We start from the raw sequence: 16,939 nt of genomic DNA on the forward strand, positions 1-16,939 counted from the left end.
GTGGCCGAGCTCGGCCCGACCCCGACCCCGACCTCGCCCGACACGCCGGCGCCGGCGCCGCCGCCGGCCCTGATCGCGCCGATCACCTGGGACCGGGCCGCCCAGACCTTCATATTCAACGGCAAGCCCCTGCGGGCCGAGAAGCTCTGGACCTTCGAAGGCGCGACGGACGGGTTTGTCGCCACCAATGGCGAGGTGGCGCCGGCCGACGGCCTCGGCATGACCTTTCGCGAGGTCTCCGCCGATCCCGTCCTGCGCAGCCCGCGCGGCCTGAATGTCGACGGCCACATCCGCACCCTGGTGCTGGTCCGCCTGGTGCGCACCCTGCCCGGCGACGCCTGGGACGGCACGCTCTACTACTCGACCCCCGCCCACAAGGAATCGACGGCCTATTACGCCAAGCCGGTGCTGGGCGGCGATCCGCCGCTCAACCAGCCGACCGTGCTGGTCTTCGACATGAAGCATCAGGCCGCCGGCGGGGGCGACTGGACCAGCTCGCTGATCGACCAGATCCGCATCGATCTCGACGCGGGCGGCGGCGGGGAGTTCATCATCCGGCAGGTGGCGATCGCCCAGGATCCGGGCGGCCTCATCCCCGCGCCGGCCGCGCCGGCTAAGCCCTAGCCGCCAGCTCCGCCAGCCGGGCGGCGTAGCGCAGGCCGCCGGCCCGGTAGCTGAAATGGGTGCGCATGTGGCGCCGCGCGCGGCCGCCCAGGGCGCGCAGCTCGGCCGGATCGTCCATCAGCCGCTCCAGGATGTCGCAGGCCTGGCCGATGTCCGGGTCGGCCCAGACCTGGCCGTCCGGATAGGGATAGTCGTCGGGGCCCACGGGGATCAGCTGGTGGTCCACCAGCCGGCTGGTCTCACGCGTCATGAAGTCGAGATTGCCGGAATAGCCGGTGGCCACGGCGGCGCGGCCCAGCGCCATGGCCTCGGCCATGCCGAAGCCGAAGCCCTCCGAGCGCTGCAGGGAGACGAAGGCGTCGACGCTGCGCATCAGATTGCCCATCTCGTCGTCGGTCAGGGGGCGGGTCAGGGCCTGGGCGCGGCCGCCGAGCGCCGCGATGCGGGCGGTGAGCGCCTTGGCGGTCGGATGTTCGGGATCGCCGCCCTTGAACTTGATCACGCAATGCAGGGCCGCCTCCGGCCGCCGGGCCGCCAGCCGCTCGAAGGCGTCCAGCACCGCGTCGGGGTTCTTGCGCTGGGCGTAGGACGAGAAGTCGAAGGAGAACAGGATCGCGAAGGCGTGCTCGGGGATCGCGAAATAGCGCCGCCCCAGGAAGCTCCCCAGCCGGGGCTCCACCGACAGGGGCATGTGCTGGACGGGCCGGTCCAGCGCCGGGGCGATGGCGTCGCGGACGAAGGCCGAGGGGGCCCAGACCTCGTCGAAGCGCTCCAGGATGCGGGCCCAGGGTTCGGGGTACTTGGCCAGCTCCCAGGCCGGATAGATGATGTTGTAGGCGCTCTCGAACGCCGCCGTCTCCATGCGGTTCAGGGTCGGCTCGACCTCGTCGGCGTTGATGCAGAAGAGGTTCATCTTCGGGCTGAGGCCGGCGGCCAGGCGGGGGGCGAACTCGGCCTCCAGGCCCGCGTCGCGGCGACGGTCCATGCCGTAGACATCCACCACCCGCACCGGGACCCGGGCGGCGTCCAGCGCCCGGATGGCGGCGCGGCCGTGCGTTCCCATGCCGATCGGGGCGAAGGGGTGGCCCACCACGCAGAGGTCGGGGGTGTCGCTCATCGCTTCAGCAGGTCCGCGTCCAGGGCGTTGCGGACGGCCTCCAGCCAGCCGTGGCCGAACTTCACGTCGGGCTCCAGGTGGGCGCCCTCGGCCCATTCGTTCCAGGCGTTGATGAACACGATCCGCTCGTCGCCGAAATTCTGCCGCCGGGTCTCGGCCAGCATCACCTCCAGCCAGGCCTGGAAGGCGCCGGGCGAGGCGAAGTGGAAGACATAGGGCGCATCCTGGCGCCGCGCGGTGTTGTCCCAGGAGGGCGCGACGCCGCGGAACCGGGTGTGGCCCGGCACGGCCTCGGTGAAATAGTGGCGCACCATGCGGCGATAGTCGGCGACCTGGCCCTTGAAGTGCGGATTGATCACCGCGCCCGGCGGATGGATCGGGGTCGCGGCGCCGGCCGGCGGGAACTCCACCGAGGCGTCGAAGCCCAGCGCCGCGGGTTCGGGATGGACGCCGGCGTGCTCGAAGTTCTCGACAAAGGCCAGATAGATCTCGCCCACGCCGTTGGCGCGGCACCAGGCGCGCCAGATGTCGGTCCAGGCCTTGGCGTCGGGCAACAGGCCCATGCGGTAGATCAAGACCAGGGGCTTGCCGTTCACCCGGATATAGTTGGGCCGGGCGAAGAACGGCGCGAGCTCGGCGATCAGGGCCTCGGCGTCGCCCGGGGCATAGGTCTGCTCCAGCAGGACGTCGTTCTCCTGGCCGTCCCAGGTGCGGGTCCAGTTCTCGTTGGCCCAGCACAGGCAGAAGGGGAAGTCGCCGGCGGCGCCGGTGAGCAGGTGCTCCAGCGGCCGCTCCAGCACCCGGCGTCCGCCGGAGAACCAGTAGAAATAGTGGCAGAAGCCTCCGACCCCGTAGCGGCGGGCGAGCTCGCCCTGGCGGCGCAGGGCGTCGGCCTGGGACAGGTCGTAGAAGCCCAGGTCGGCGGGGCGGTGCGGCTGGTAGTGGCCGCGATAATTGGGCAGGGCCCGGGTGACGTTGGTCCACTCCGTGAAGCCCGCGCCCCACCAGCGGTCGTTCTCGGGGATGGCGTGGAACTGCGGCAGGTGGAAGGCGATGGTGCGCACCGCGTTCAGCAGTTCCAGCTCCTCCCCCCAGCGCTCGACGAAGGTCTGCTGGTTGCGGGTGGCGAGCCGGAGCTTGTAGCCGGAATCGATGCTCTCGGCCGTGACGCTCAGATGGTGGACGATCTCGGCCTTGGGCTCATAGACGATCTTCAGGCCCCGCTTGCGCAGGCGGAAACAGAGGTCGGCGTCCTCGCAATAGGCCGGCACGAAGGCCTCGTCGAAACCGCCGAGGTCCGAGAACACCTCGCGGCGCACGGCCAGGCAGGCGCCCGAGGCGTAGTCGACCTCGCGCCGCTGGTTCCAGCGGGCCAGGTCCGGGTCCTCGAACAGGCCGATCATCTCCGAGGTCCCGTCCAGACCGACGCGGGCCCCGGCCTCCTGCAGGCGGCGTCGGGGAACAGCATCTTGGGCGCGGTCGCCCCCACGCCCTCGATCTCGTCGAAGGGCGCGAGCAGGGCGGCCAGCCAGCCGTCGCGCACCTGGACGTCGTTGTTCAGGAAGATCACGAAGTCGCCGCGGGCCTCGCCGGCGGCGCGGTTGCAGGTGCGGATGAAGTTCAGGTTCTGCGGATTGGTGATCAGCCTGAGCCCCGGAACCCTGGCCAGGACCTCGGCGGTCCGGTCGGTGGAGGCGTCGTCGATGACGATGACCTCGGCCGTGTCCAGCCCACCCGCCGCCTGGACCGAGGCCAGGCATTCCAGGGTGAAGGTCAGGTTGTTGTAGGCCGGGATGACGATGGAGGCCTTGGGCGCGGCGACAACCGGGAAGGCGAGGGCGGCGGCGGCCTCGTCGATCTCGCGGGCCTCGTAGCGGATCAGCTTCAGGGGGAGCGGCTGGAACTCTCCCTTGCGGCGTTCGCGCAGGCGGCGCGCCGCGGCGGTCAGGTCGCGATAGGCGTCGGTGTTATAGGCGCCGGGATCGCGCTGCCGGGCCTGGCTGCGCAGCTGTTCGAACAGGCCGCCGTCCTGGGCGGTGGCGAACCGGGCGCCGCCCTCGGGCTTGGGCAGGCGGCTGCGGATCCAGTGCTCCAGGGCCGTGACCGGCGAATCCACCAGCTCGGGATGGTCGGCCAGATAGGTCGCCTCGTCGAAGTCCGAGGCCGGGGAGACGCCCAGGAAGGCGCCCTCGGTCAGATAGTGGATGACCGGATGCTGGTCGCGCGGGGCGTCCGGGTTCTGTTCCAGATAGTAGGTGGAATCGAAGTCCCCGCTGGGATTGCGGCGGTGATCGGGGCTCGAGGTGACGAACTGGGCCAGAGGGCTCGACCCGCGTGGGGCGGTCTCGCGATAGCGCTCGGCGTACCAGCCGGCGTCGAACAGCGGATGCGGCGGCCGGCCCTCCGCCGCGCCGACGGTGACGTAGTGCAGCAGGGGGGCGACGCCCAGGGCGGCGACGTCCGGGTTGCGCTCCAGGTACCAGTCGTTGGCGAACAGCGGATGCGGATCCAGCCCCTCGCGCCAGCCTTCCCGCAGATAGTGGCTGAGCGGGTTCTCGCCGCTCTTGGCCACGGCCTCGGCCTGGCCGACATAGTGGCGCAGATCGAACAGCGGATGGGGGTCATAGCCCTCCCGCGCGCCGACATAGACGAAGTGCTGCAGGGCGGTGAGGCCGCAGGCCGCCAGCTTCACCGCATGGGTGGCGCGATAGTCGGCCAGGTCGAACAGAGGGTGCGGGTCGCGCCCCTCGGAATCGCCCTCGGTCAGATAGTGGGCCAGGGGCGCCCAGGGCGTGCCGGCGATGTCGGGATTGTTCTGCAGGTACCAGGCCTGGTCGAACAGGGCCCGGGGATTGGCCTGCGGATCGGGGCCGGCGCGGACATAGCCCACCAGGCCCATGGCCGCCCCGCCCTGGTGGCCCAGGCTGGTCTTGACCCTCAGGTCCCAGAGGCCCGAGCGCAGCAGCAGGAGCACCCGCCCCGGCCATTTCGACCGCGCCAGGATGCGGTCGAGCCGTCGCTCCAGCCCGCCGCGTTCGCGATCCCAGTCCCGTCGGCCGGCGGCCTCGCGGAACCGGCGCCAGCGATCCTCGGCCACCGCCCGGCGGACCATGTGCAGCTCGCGCCGGCGTGCGAGCAGGGCCGCCACATTGGGCGGTTCGGCCGTCTGAAGCTCGGGAGGGGTGGGTTCGGACACGGGGTGCGGTCTAACTGGGGTCAGCGGCGGGCCAGCAGGCCGTCGAGGGCCTCGGCCATCTGGATCTCGCGTTCCTGCATCTGGAAGGCGTGCAGCCGCCGCGCGTCGGCGAGGTCGGCGCGGGTCTGGTCGAGGGCGCGGGACAGGGGCGAGACCAGGTCGCCGATCCGGGCGCGCAGCTCGCTGAGGCGCTGGGTGGCGGCCTCCAGCGGCTGGGCGTCGGGGGCGGACCCGGTCGCCGCGGCCTTGCACCAGTCGAGCACGGCCTGGGCGTCGGCGCCCCATTCGGCCACGCCGGCCAGGTCGCCGGACCCAGCGTTGTGGCGCAGCTCGGGGCTGAGGAAGGCGTCAATCTCCGCGGCCGCCTTGGCGGACAGGTCGGGCAGGGGCGCGCCATGGGCGGCCTCGATGCGGGCGACCTGCGGCCGCCAGTCGGCGAGCAGGGCGTCATAGTCGACAAAGGCGCGGGGCAGGCCGCGGCTGCCGGCCTCGGCGGCCAGCATGTAGCTCGTCCAGAGCAGGACGGACTTGGCGATCGGAAAGCCGTCGCGTCGCGCCAGCGATCCGGCGACCGCCAGGGGATGGCGCACGGGAATCACCACGCGCAGCTCGAAGCCGGCCGCTTCCAGCACCGGCCGCCACAGGGGCGCCAGCACCGAGACCCGCGGGTCCTTCAGCAGCGGGATCGGCGCATCGCCATATTCCTCGGCGAACAGGGCCGCGGCGCGCGCGCGCCAGTCAGCCTCGTCCGGCTCGGCCAGGGGGCGGTAGGGGTGGGCGAAAGGATCGTCCCAAGCGCCGCCGCCGGCGCGCAGCCGCGCGTCGTTGAACACCGCGATCCGCCAGGGCTCGAAATAGCCCTTCTCGTTGTGCTCGTCGCCGGCCATCACATGGCCCGGCAGATGGGCGCCCGCCAGCGCCAGGAGCTGGGTCGCCGCGGACGTGCCGGACCGGTGCATGCCCAGGACCAGATAGGCCGGTCGGCGCGGGGGCTGGCCGGAATGGGCCTCGGTGCGGGTCATGTCTTCCTGAACGCGCGGAAAGTCGTGTCTCCGCTGTAGGGGCGCGCGCGGCGTCCGACAAGGGCCGGCGTGGTTGATCCCCTTCCGCTTCTGTTGCACTAACCACGGGCGTCGCACAGGAAATCGCGAATGGCCGACGAGGCCTCCCCCGATCACGTCTACAGAGTCCTTTCCACGGCCTTCGACGCGACCTTCTATCGGCTGGTCTATCCCGACATCGTTCAGTCCGGCGTCGAACCCCTGCGCCACTACGCCGACAAGGGCTGGCGGGAGGGCCGCGACCCGGCCCCCTGGTTCAGCTCCAGCGCCTATCGGGCGGCCAATCCCGATCTCGGCGAGGTCAATCCGTTCCATCACTATCTGACCGCCGGCTGGCGGGAGGGGCGCGACGCCGAACCCTCGCCGCACGGCGCGCCTTATCTGTGGCGCCAGGCCGACGGCGGCCATGCGACCGACTGGCGCTTCGACCGCCCGCGCCCCGCCCGCGTCGCCCCGCCCCGGCCGCCGGTCCCGGGACCCGGGCCGGACGAGGCCCGCGACCTGGTCGCCCCGGACTTCGACGCCGATTTCTATCTGTGGGCCAATCCGGACATCGCCGAGCACGGGCTCGATCCGCTCACCCATTTCCTGACCACCGGCTGGCGCGAGGGCCGCGATCCGCGCCGCGACTTCTCGGTCGCCGACTATCTCGAACTCAATCCCGACGTCGCCGCCGTCGGCATGAACCCCTTCGTCCACTGGCTGCTGGCCGGCCGGGCCGAGGGACGGGCGGCGGGCTACAATCTCGGCTTCCGCTACCAGGTGCTGCAGCGGCTCGAGGCCATGCCCGATCGCCTGGCGCGGGCGGCCGATCGGGCCGCCAAGGTGCGCGTCAAGCCGGCCAAGGCCCTGGTCGAGGCCCTGGCCCAGCGTCGCTCGGCGGCGGGCCACCTCTATCTGACCTTCAGCCATGACGACTACACGGCCAATGTCGGCGGGGTGCAGCTGGGGATTCAACGCGAGGCGGCGGGCATGGCCGAGCGCGGCTGGGACCATCTGCATGTGCATCCGCCCAGCCACTGGCCGATCGTGCGCGGCGAGGGCGAGGCGGCGGCCCTGGGCTTGGTCTGGAACGGCAAGCCGATCGGCGCCTTCTCGGCCCGCGATGTCGTCGCCGCCCTGACGCCCGGCGGGCCAAAAGCCCGGCGGGCCTACGCCATCCACAATCTGCTCGGCCATGCGCCGGACGAGGTCATCGCCATCCTCGCCGCCGCCGGCATGGGGCCGGGCTGCCTCTGGCTGCACGACTTCACCAGCCTCTGCGCCGGCTATCACCTGATGCGCAACGAGGTGGCCGATTGCGGCGCGCCGCCCCCGGACAGTCCGGCCTGCGGTCTGTGCGTCTACGGGCCCTATCGCGCCGCCCAGGTCGACGCCCACGCCCGGCTGTTCGAGGCCCTGGACCTGACCGTGGTCGCGCCATCGCGCTCGACCTATGAGCTCTGGCGTTCGCGGACCACCGCCCCGGCCGACCAGCCCTATCGGATCGCCCCGCTCGCCCGGCTGGTCCCGCGCGAGCCGCCGGCGGTTCCGGCGCGGGAGGGACCTCTGCGCGTGGCCTTCCTGGGCATGCCCTCGCCGCACAAGGGCTGGCCCGCCTTCCGCGATCTCGCCGAGCGGTTCGAGCACGATCCGCGCTACGAATTCCTGCATCTGGCCTCGGCGCCGGTGAAGGAGGTCCGCTTCGCCTTCCACAAGGTGGCGGTCACCGCCAAGCGCCCGCGGGCCATGCTGGATACGCTGGAGTCGCTGGGCGTCGACGTGGCGATCCTCTGGTCGCTGTGCCGCGAGACCTTCTCCTTCACCGTCCACGAGGTGGCCGCCGCGGGCGTCGCCATCCTGACCCGGCCCGACAGCGGTAATATCGCGGCCTTCACCGAGGAGGGCGGCCATGGCCGGGTCCTGGCCGGCGAGGACGAGCTGTTTTCTCTGTTCGAGAGCGGCGAGGTCCTGGCCCTGTCGCGGGCCGCGCGCCGGCCCGCCCACTTCGACCTGGCCTACAGCTCTCTCACCGTCGATCTGCTGGAGGCCGAGGCATGAAGGTCCTCTGCTATTCCAGCTTCACCTTCTCCTATCTGAACCGGGCCCGGGTGCTCTATCAGACCCTGCGCCGCTTCCACCCGGACTGGGAGCTGGTCGCCCTGATCACCGACCGGCCACCGCTCAGCTTCCATTTCGACACCGCGCGCGAACCCTTCGACCGGGTCGTGTGGGGGGAGGATCTGGGGATCGCGGACTATCCCGCCTGGCTGTTCAAGCATGACGTGGTCGAGGCCTGCACCGCGGTGAAGGGACCCTTCATCCACCAGGCCTGCGCCTCGGGCGCCGACATCGTCATTTATCTCGACCCCGACACAGCCCTGTTCGCGCCGCTCGACCCGCTGGTCGAACGGCTGCGCTCGGCCGAGATCGCGCTGACGCCGCACCTGCTCGATCCCAACACCGATCGCGCGGCCATTCTTGACCACGATCTCTCGGCCTCGCGCACCGGCATCTTCAACCTCGGCTTCGTCGCGATCCGCACGACGGGGGAGGGCGCCCGCTTCGCACGCTGGTGGAACGATCGTCTGCTAGAGTACTGCTATGACGACATCCCGATGGGCCTGTTCGTCGACCAGCGCTGGTGCGACCACGTCCCGGCCCTGTTCAGTCAGGTCGACGTCATTCGCGATCCCGGCTTCAACGTGGCCAGCTGGAACCTCAGCCAGCGGCGGCTGGCGGTGACCGCCGACGGCGCCATCACGGTGAATGGCTCGCCCCTGCGCTTCTGGCACTTCACCAAGCTGGGGCCGACCGGCGACGTCATGACCAAGCGCTACGCCGGCGACAACTATCCGGTCTATGAGATCTGGCGCTGGTACAAGGACCAGGTGACGGCGGCGACCGATCCCTCGATTCCCGCGCGCTACTGGGCCTATGACCAATATTCCGACGGCACGGCGATCACCCGGGCGCACCGGCTGGTCTATCGCGACCGGCCCGATCTGCAGGCGGCCTTTCCCGATCCCTTCGACGCCGGCCGGGCGGCTTCCGGTCCTGGCTGGCCGGCGAGGGCCTGATCGAGGGCGAGGTCGGTTGACGCCATGACGGCTCGGGGGGACACCGATGAATCAGAACCACAGGGGTCGGCAGGAACCGTGACCGCGCGCGCCTTGAACAGCTGGCCCCAGTCGATCCGCGACAAGGTCGCGACCCTGGCCGCGCGCCAGGACGCCCTGCGCGCCGAAACCCAGACCGCCCAGACCCGCGAGGCCCTGACCCGGGTTCGCCTGGGCGAGGCCCTGGCCGCTGCGCTGGCCGCCCGCGCCGAGGCCGAGACCGCCGCCCGCGCCGCGGCCCTGGTCCATTACCGCGCCGCCGGCCGCGCCTGGATCCGTCCGGCCCGCCGCAATCGCCTGCGCCGACAGGCCGAGCGCCTGCTGAGCCGCCTGGGGCCGGCGGGACAGGCCCGCATCATCATGGCCTCCGGTCTCTGGCGGGGCGATGACCTCGGGGCTGTCGAGGCCTATGTGCGGCGCAGGGCCGACCCGGGCGCCCGGCCGCAGGCGTTGTTCGACCAGGCCTGGCATCTGGCGCGCAATCCCGACATTGCGGCCGGCGGCGTCAGCCCCCTGGTCCATTATCTGCTGGCCGGCGGCCTGGAGGGGCGCGCGCCCCATCCCCTGTTCGACCCGGCCTATTATGTCCGCCGCAACGGCGTGGAGCTGGGCCAGACCGGCCTGACCGCGCTGGAGCACTATGTGCGGATCGGCGCGGCCCAGGGGTTCGATCCCCATCCGCTGTTCCGGACGGACGTCTATCTGGTCCAGGCGCCGGAGCTGTTCGAGACGGGCGAGGCCCCGCTGGGGCACTATCTGCGGACCGGCGCGGCCGCGGGGCTCAGCCCCCATCCGCTGTTCGACGCCGCCTATTACCGGTCCCAGGCCGCCCTGGCCGAGGACGCCAATCCGCTGGTTCACTATCTGACTGAAGGGTCGTCGCGGGGCCTGAAGCCGCATCCGCTGTTCGATCCGGCCTGGTACCGCGCGGCCTATCCGCAGACGGCGGCCGAGGGGCACGAGCCCCTCAGCCACTTCGTGGTCCATGGCGGGGACGCGGCCCTGTCCCCCGGCCCCTGGATGGATGGCGGCCTCTATGCGGCGCGGCGCGGGGACGCCCGCCCCGCCGGGCTCGATCCGCTCAGCGACTATCTGGCCGGCGGCGCCTGGACGGTGGGCGAGCCCTCGCCGGGCTTCCAGGCCGCGGCCTATCTGGCCGCCCATCCGGAACTGGCGGCGGAGGGCCTGACGCCCCTGGAGCGCTGGGTCCGGCTCGGCCTCTCGGACTAGACGCCCAGCCCGGCCAGCTGGCCGAGGATCTGGGCGTAATAGTCGGGCCCGTAGTGGAACGGGCTCAGGCCCCATCGGTGGCCGGCGTCGGCGCGGGTCGCCTCCGGCGTCGCGCGCACCACCGCCGGGTCCAGGGCGTGGAGGAAGGCGTCCTGGTAGCGGTCGAGCAGGGCGTTGTGAGCGGCGATCGGGGCCGGGCGGCCCGGCAGCACCTCGACCTCGTCCCCGAAGGCGCGGACCGCGCCGTCCGTATCGACATAGGTCGTCGCCCACTGCGAGGCATGCAGGATCCGGCGCGCGTCGCGCAGGGGCGTGGCCTCGATCACGGCGGCCAGCTCGCCCAGCGCGTCGCGCCAGATCAGGTCGCAGGCCGAAGACAGCCGGGGCACGATCCTGGCCCCCTCGAACGCCGCCTGACGGATGTAGCCGCTTGTCTCCAGCTCCCAGCTATGGGTGACCAGGGTGCGGGGCGTGCGGATGAGGTCGAAGCGTTCGTCGATGAAATCGAAGATGATGTGGGTCGGCCGGTGCGCGATCAGCAGGTCCAGGGCGCGCTTGCGCAGGTCGGTCGTCAGGGCGGCGTGCTGCCCCGGACGCAGGCCGGCGGGCGGGCTCTCGGCGACCGTCACGCCACGCGCCGCGGGCGCCAGAAGACTGGGCAGGCTAGTGCGGCAAAGGTACAACAGGTCCTGTGGCGCCTCGCCCAGGTTTGGCCACAAGTCACGCGTTATGCAGCTGCCGATTATTGCTACCCGCGACACGGCTTCCCCTCATGCGTCCTCAGGTCGTCGAACAACGCCGCCCCATCGGCCCGACCTGTCTCTATCATTACGCTGCGCCTTTCCGCCATTGGGCGGCGCAGCCCGCGGTCCACATGCAGGATTGACATCTGTGCCCCCCACTATCATCAGTCGCGGCCCTCCAGCGCCTCGCCCGGCCGAGGCGCGCCCCGAACCTGCTGTCGACCTTAACCGCTCGAGTCGCCGGAGGGCGCCAGACGCGCCGGTGGCGGACCAACACGGATCGATCCCGCGCGCATGAAAATCTTCAATCCGCTGGCTGATCTGCCTGCCAATCCGCTTACCCAGGCGATCAAGGAAGGCTACACGCCGCTGATGTTCGCGGCGGCCTTCAGCTTCGTCTCGAACATCCTCTACTTGGCGCTGCCGCTCTATACTTTCCAGATTTACGGCCGGGTGATGACCAGCGGCAGCGTGGCGACGCTGCTGGTGCTGAGTCTGGGGGTGATGGGGGCGTTCGTCCTGTCGTCCGTGGTCGATGACTACCGCGCCCGCGTCCTGATCAATTACGGCGTGGTGCTGGATCAGCGGGTCTCCGCCCACATCTTCACCGCCCTGTTCGACAGCGCCGCCCGCGGCAATCCCCAGGCCCGCGCCCAGGTGCTGCGCGACTTGGACACCTTCCGCCAGATGCTCACCGGCATGACCTTCTCGGTGATCTTCGACCTGCCCTGGATGCCGGTCTTCATGCTGGTCCTGTTCGCCATCGACCCGACCGTGGGGATCGTGACCCTGCTGGGCGCCGCCCTGCTGTTCGGGATCGCGGTGCTGCAGGACAAGATGACGGCCGCGCCCCTGCGCGAAGCCAATGACGCGGCGCTGCGCAGCTACGCCTTCACCGACGCGGGCCTGCGCAACAGCGAGATCGTCCGGGCGCTCGGCATGACCAATGCGCTGGGCGAACGGTGGGCCGTCTTCCGCGCCACCGCCATGCTCCGCGGCGCCATCGCCAGCGAACGGTCCAGCGTGCTGGGCAACATCAGCAAGTTCGCCCGCATGGCGATCCAGGTGCTGATCATCGCCATCGGGGCCTATCTGGTGGTGAAGGCCAAGATCCACTCGGGACTGCTGTTCGCCAACATGATCCTGGCCGCCCGCGCCCTGCAGCCGATCGACCGGCTGGTCGCGTCCTGGGACCCGCTCATGAAGGGCACCCAGGCGTTCGACCGCCTGATGAACGCGCTCAAGGACTACCAGGCGCCGACGCCGGGCACCAAGCTGCCCACCCCGCTCGGACGCCTGACCTCCGAGAACGTCGCCTATATGCCGCCGGGCGCCGGACGCTGGGTGCTGCAGGGGATCAATTTCACCGTCGAGCCGGGCCAGATGCTGGGCATCGTCGGTCCGTCCGGGGCGGGCAAGTCCACCCTGGCCCGCCTGCTGGTGGGGATCTGGCGGCCCAACCAGGGAGCGGTGCGACTGGACGGCGCCGACGTCTATGCGTGGGACCGGGCCGACTTCGGCCGCCATGTGGGCTACCTGCCCCAGGACACCGAGCTGTTCGCGGGCAGCCTGCGGGACAACATCGCCCGCTTCCGGATCGACGTCGACGACGAGGCGGTGGTCTGGGCGGCCCAGGCCGCGGGCGTGCACCAGCTGATCCTCAAGCTGCCCCAAGGCTATGACACCACCCTGGACGAGGCGGGCCACATCCTGTCCGCCGGTCAGCGGCAGCGGGTCGGCCTCGCCCGCGCCCTGCTGGGCAATCCCCGGTTCATCGTGCTCGACGAACCGAACGCCAGCCTCGACGCCGAGGGCGAGGAAGCCCTGATGGCCGCGCTGGACACCCTGAAGGCCGGGGGCAGCACCATCGTCGTGGTCTCCCACAAGCCGTCCATTCTGCGCTCCGCGGACAAGATGATGGTCTTGCGCGAGGGCCGTATCGAGATGATGGGCCCGCGCGAGCAGGTCATGGCGCGAATTGTTCCGCAGGCGGCTCCCCGCGCGGTCGAAGCTGGGTGATGCGTATGGAAGTCGGATCGTTCAAGACCCTGTCGCCCCTGAAGTCGCTGGTCCCCTCGATGTTCTCGGACGCCATGGGCCCCGGGGACCACGACCCCGATCAGCGCCTGAAAAAGACCATGACCACCGGCGCCGCGATTGTCGGCGTGTTCCTGGTGGGCTTCCTCATCTGGGCGGCGGTCTCTCCGATCGACAGCGCCACCTCCGCCATGGGGATGGTGCGCGTGGAGGCCAACCGGAAGGTGATTCGTCACCTCGGCGGCGGCACGGTGAAGGGGATCTTCGTGCGGGAAGGCCAGCGCGTCGCCCCGGGTCAGATCCTGCTGACGCTCAGCGACGTCCAGCCGCGCATGACGACCGACGTGGTCCAGAACCAGTACGACACCTACATGGCCCAGAGCGCGCGGTTCTCGGCGGAAGCCAACGGCCGCCGGTCGGTCGTCTATCCGGCCGAGCTGACAGCGCGCCGCAGCGATCCGCGGGTGGCGGGCATCATGCGCGACCAGGATCTGCTGTTCTCGACCCGGCTGCAGTTCTTCGAAAGCCAGAACGACATTCTCAACCAGCGTGTCGAGCAGATCCAGACCCAGATCCAGGGGGTTCAGGCCCAGATCGACGCCCTCGACGACAGCGTCAAGCTGACCAATGAGGAACTGGCGGGCTATCAGACCCTGTACGAGAAGGGCTATGCGCCCAAGACCCTGATCCTGCGCTATCAGCGCAGCCTGGCCGACCTGGCCGGACGCCGCGGCGGCCTGGTCTCGGATCTCAACCGACTGAAGCAGCAGGTGGGCGAGTCCCGCTATCAGATCGCCGCTCAGAAGGATCAGCGCATCTCCCAGGCCGCCGACGGCCTGCGCCAGATGCAGTCGGGGCTGGAGGAGGCGCGGCCGCGCCTGACGGCGGCCACCCAGCTTCTGAACGACAGCGTCGTGCGCTCGCCGGTGGACGGCTACGTCCTCAGCCTCAGCCAGCACACGGTGGGCGGGGTCGTCGCGCCCGGCGATCTGCTGATGGAGATCGTCCCGGCGGACTCGCCGATGGTCGTCCAGGTCGAGATCCGGCCCCAGGATATCGACCATGTCCGCATCGGCATGAAGGCCAAGGTGCGCCTGCTCGCCTTCAATTCGCGCAAGGTTCCGCCCCTCGTCGGCGTGGTCCGCACCGTCTCGGCCGACCAGCTGGAGAACTCCAAGACCGGCCGGGCCTATTTCATCGCGGAGCTGACGATCGCGCCCAGCGAACTGTCCAAATTGCCCAAGGGATCGCGACTCACCCCCGGCATGCCGGCCCAGGCGATGATCGTGACGGGACGTAAGACCATCCTGTCCTATGTGATCAGTCCGCTCACCGACACCATCGGGGACGCCCTGCGGGAACCCTAAGGATAGATGGATCGGAGCGCCCGATATTGCTGAAGAAGCATGGCCCGTCGCCGGTTTTTGCTGTTGCGCAAATTCCACGCTTCCGATACGTCTTCATCGGGCTCGTTTAACCTTCGCCGCAGCCATGCTATGGCGAACGTTAGATGGATCGCTGGGACCACTCCTTCGGACAGGGGTCAAGCGTGCCAGGGTCCATGTGACACAGACTGGAGAGAACAATGACCACCTACACTTTCGAAAGCATGACGCAGGCGCAGGCGACTGCGTACACGTCTGCCGACACGCTGAACTTCTCGACCACGACCTCGAGCGGGTCGGGCGTTCAAGTGATCTACAACGCCGCGACCGCCACGGCCGCCGAATCGGTGACCCTGATCTCGGGCGGCAAGTCGCTGACCTTTGACATCGCCGCTCTGACCGCCACGCACTCGACCGGCGGCGCTGTGAACGGCGCCTTCGACTTCCTCGACGGCTCGCAGCTCTACGTCGGCACCACCGGCGCTGAATCGATCACGTTCGGTTCGGGCGCTGACGGCATGTACGGCCTGGCTGGCGATGACGCCCTGATCGGCGGCAACGGCCTGAACTTCATCCAAGGCAACCAGGGCAACGACACCCTGACGGGCGGCAACAACGCCGACACCATCTATGGCGGTCAGGACAACGACACCATCGACGGCGGTCTGGGTTCGAACTTCCTGCAAGGCAACCTGGGCAACGACACCATCTCGGTGACCGCCTCGAGCACCTCGGCCAACACCATCTACGGCGGCCAAGGCAATGACACGATCACGGGCGGCTCCGGCGCCGACCTGATCTTCGGCGACCTCGGCAACGACACCATCACCGGCGGCGCTGGCAACGACACCATCGACGGTGGCGCTGGCAACGACACCATCACCGACGCCCTGGTCACCGGCAACGTGATCACGGTCACCGGCGGCAACGGCGACGACTCGATCAGCATCACCGGCACCGGCACCTCGACCATCACCGGCGGCCTCGGCAACGACACCATCATCGTCGCCGGCAAGACGGGTTCGATCGACGCGGGCGACGGCAACAACACCGTCTCGGCCGTCTATTCGACCTCGGGTTCGGTTGTTTCGGGTTCGGGCAACGACACCATCGTTGAAACCACCACGACCTCCGGTTCGGTGGACTCGGGCGCTGGTAACGACACCATCACCCTGACCACCACCACCACCGGCACGATCACGGCTGGCGACGGCAACGACACCATCACCGGCAGCTTCACCGGCGGCGGCTCGATCACCGGCGGCAACGGCGATGACTCCATCGTCTACACCGGCGGCGGCGCGGGCACGACCAGCACCGTCCAAGGCAACGCTGGCAACGACACGATCTCCGTGGCCGATGCGGGCGTCGACACCATCTATGGCGGCCAAGGCGACGACGTGATCGTCTCGACCGGCGGTGGTTCGGACTACATCTCGGGCGACCTGGGCAACGACACCATCACCGTCACCGCTGGCAACAACACCATCGACGGCGGCAATGGCGACGACACCCTGACGGGCGCTGCCGGCAACGACACCATCACCGGCGGTGCGGGTAACGACACCCTCGTTGGCGGTGGCGGCAACGACACCCTGTCGGCTGGTGAAGGCAACAACAGCATCTCGGGCGGTTCGGGCGTTGACACCGTGACGGCCGGCGCTGGCAACGACAGCTTCTCGGCGGTCGCTGGCGGCAACGACGTCATCAACCTCGGCGACGGCATCAACACCGTCAACGAAGCCACCAACGGTTCCAACCAAGTGATCTCGGTCACGACCGGTTCGGGCAACGACACCATCACGATCACTGGCGCCGGCACCGGCTCCATCACGGTCGTGGCTGGCGACGGCGCCAACTCGATCACCACCGTGGGCGGCGCGGACTCGATCACCTCGGGTTCGGGCAACGACACCATCGTCTCCGGCACCGGCGCCGACACCATCTCCTCGGGCGGTGGCGTTGACACCATCAGCGGTGGCGACGGCAACGACGTCATCAACGGCGGCGCTGGCAACGACACCATCACCGGTGGTCTGGGTAAGGACCTGATGTCGGGCGGCGGCGACTCGGACACCTTCGTGTTCGCGTCGGGCGACTCGAGCATGTCGGCTGGCCAAGGCGACCAAATCCTCGATTGGGGTTCGGACGACTTCCTCGACCTGGCCGTGGCCGGCACCTCGACCAACTACGTCGAAACCTCGGCCAGCGACTACAGCTCGGCCGTCACGGTTGCGACGGGTCTGATCAGCGCCACGATCAAGACTGTCGCGGTCCAAGTGGGTTCGGACGTGGTGGTGTTCACCGCCTCCGCCGGCTCCACCCCGACCGACGCCATCGTTCTGGTCGGTAAGACCCTGAACGACATCTCCTACACCAACATCATCTAAGCTTCGGCTTAGACGGTAAGTCTTGGGGCCGCCCTCTGGGCGGCCCCTTTTCTTTGCG

The 16,939-nt window shown here is 69.7% G+C and carries 12 protein-coding genes; 7 read left to right on the forward strand and 5 right to left on the reverse strand.

The window, feature by feature from the left end; all coding sequences use genetic code 11:
- Positions 1-624 (forward strand): hypothetical protein (locus MQH10_RS18505; RefSeq protein ID WP_242565481.1); only part of this gene is annotated, 624 nt, incomplete at its 5' end.
- Here MQH10_RS18505 and MQH10_RS18510 read toward each other — a convergent pair.
- The 4 genes from MQH10_RS18510 to MQH10_RS18525 are packed head-to-tail and all read right to left on the reverse strand — an operon-like array spanning position 614 to position 5,959.
- On the reverse strand, positions 614-1,741 hold the full coding sequence (locus MQH10_RS18510; RefSeq protein ID WP_242565482.1) for a glycosyltransferase family 4 protein: 1,128 nt from the start codon (positions 1,739-1,741) through the stop codon (positions 614-616). The genes MQH10_RS18505 and MQH10_RS18510 overlap by 11 nt on opposite strands.
- Entirely contained in the window at positions 1,738-3,144 is a 1,407-nt protein-coding gene (locus MQH10_RS18515) for a glycoside hydrolase family 99-like domain-containing protein (RefSeq protein WP_242565483.1), read from the reverse strand. The genes MQH10_RS18510 and MQH10_RS18515 overlap by 4 nt, the downstream gene beginning before the upstream one ends.
- Positions 3,141-4,937: a glycosyltransferase family 2 protein gene (locus MQH10_RS18520; RefSeq protein WP_242565484.1), complete on the reverse strand. Its 1,797-nt coding sequence runs from the start codon at positions 4,935-4,937 to the stop codon at positions 3,141-3,143. The genes MQH10_RS18515 and MQH10_RS18520 overlap by 4 nt, the downstream gene beginning before the upstream one ends.
- 20 nt (positions 4,938-4,957) lie before the next feature.
- On the reverse strand, positions 4,958-5,959 hold the full coding sequence (locus tag MQH10_RS18525; protein ID WP_242565485.1) for a sulfotransferase family protein: 1,002 nt from the start codon (positions 5,957-5,959) through the stop codon (positions 4,958-4,960).
- A gap of 129 nt (positions 5,960-6,088) precedes the next feature.
- On the opposite strand from MQH10_RS18525, the gene MQH10_RS18530 reads away from it, so the two are divergent.
- From MQH10_RS18530 to MQH10_RS18540, 3 genes are all read left to right on the forward strand, one after another.
- Positions 6,089-8,038, forward strand: coding sequence for a glycosyltransferase family protein (locus tag MQH10_RS18530; RefSeq protein ID WP_242565486.1), 1,950 nt, complete (start codon positions 6,089-6,091; stop codon positions 8,036-8,038).
- On the forward strand, positions 8,035-9,057 hold the full coding sequence (locus MQH10_RS18535; protein WP_242565487.1) for a hypothetical protein: 1,023 nt from the start codon (positions 8,035-8,037) through the stop codon (positions 9,055-9,057). The genes MQH10_RS18530 and MQH10_RS18535 overlap by 4 nt, the downstream gene beginning before the upstream one ends.
- A 78-nt stretch (positions 9,058-9,135) precedes the next feature.
- Complete coding sequence (locus MQH10_RS18540) at positions 9,136-10,326, forward strand: hypothetical protein (RefSeq protein WP_242565488.1); 1,191 nt, start codon at positions 9,136-9,138, stop codon at positions 10,324-10,326.
- Here MQH10_RS18540 and MQH10_RS18545 read toward each other — a convergent pair.
- Positions 10,323-11,087 (reverse strand): DUF6270 domain-containing protein, encoded by a 765-nt coding sequence (locus MQH10_RS18545; protein ID WP_242565489.1) that lies wholly within the window; start codon positions 11,085-11,087, stop codon positions 10,323-10,325. The two genes, MQH10_RS18540 and MQH10_RS18545, sit on opposite strands and share 4 nt — an antisense overlap.
- 276 nt (positions 11,088-11,363) lie before the next feature.
- Here MQH10_RS18545 and MQH10_RS18550 point away from each other — a divergent pair, with 276 nt between their 5' ends.
- From MQH10_RS18550 to MQH10_RS26535, 3 genes are all read left to right on the forward strand, one after another.
- The gene (locus MQH10_RS18550) at positions 11,364-13,088 is read left to right on the forward strand and encodes a type I secretion system permease/ATPase (protein WP_242565490.1); all 1,725 of its coding nucleotides are present in this window, start codon (positions 11,364-11,366) and stop codon (positions 13,086-13,088) included.
- On the forward strand, positions 13,088-14,473 hold the full coding sequence (locus tag MQH10_RS18555; protein WP_242565491.1) for an HlyD family type I secretion periplasmic adaptor subunit: 1,386 nt from the start codon (positions 13,088-13,090) through the stop codon (positions 14,471-14,473). Before MQH10_RS18550 ends, MQH10_RS18555 begins: the two co-directional genes overlap by 1 nt.
- Positions 14,474-14,691: 218 nt before the next feature.
- Entirely contained in the window at positions 14,692-16,881 is a 2,190-nt protein-coding gene (locus MQH10_RS26535) for a beta strand repeat-containing protein (protein ID WP_272887022.1), read from the forward strand.
- The last annotated feature ends 58 nt before the right edge of the window (positions 16,882-16,939 follow it).

The organism is Phenylobacterium aquaticum, from assembly GCF_022695515.1.
GTDB classification, from domain to species: domain Bacteria; phylum Pseudomonadota; class Alphaproteobacteria; order Caulobacterales; family Caulobacteraceae; genus Phenylobacterium; species Phenylobacterium aquaticum.

Coding starts and splice junctions, on each gene's coding strand:
- MQH10_RS18510 (WP_242565482.1), bottom strand. CDS start 1,741: ATGAGCGACACCCCCGACCTCTGCGTGGTGGGCCACCCCTTCGCCCCG.
- MQH10_RS18515 (WP_242565483.1), bottom strand. CDS start 3,144: ATGATCGGCCTGTTCGAGGACCCGGACCTGGCCCGCTGGAACCAGCGG.
- MQH10_RS18525 (WP_242565485.1), bottom strand. CDS start 5,959: ATGACCCGCACCGAGGCCCATTCCGGCCAGCCCCCGCGCCGACCGGCC.
- MQH10_RS18530 (WP_242565486.1), top strand. CDS start 6,089: ATGGCCGACGAGGCCTCCCCCGATCACGTCTACAGAGTCCTTTCCACG.
- MQH10_RS18535 (WP_242565487.1), top strand. CDS start 8,035: ATGAAGGTCCTCTGCTATTCCAGCTTCACCTTCTCCTATCTGAACCGG.
- MQH10_RS18550 (WP_242565490.1), top strand. CDS start 11,364: ATGAAAATCTTCAATCCGCTGGCTGATCTGCCTGCCAATCCGCTTACC.
- MQH10_RS18555 (WP_242565491.1), top strand. CDS start 13,088: ATGCGTATGGAAGTCGGATCGTTCAAGACCCTGTCGCCCCTGAAGTCG.
- MQH10_RS26535 (WP_272887022.1), top strand. CDS start 14,692: ATGACCACCTACACTTTCGAAAGCATGACGCAGGCGCAGGCGACTGCG.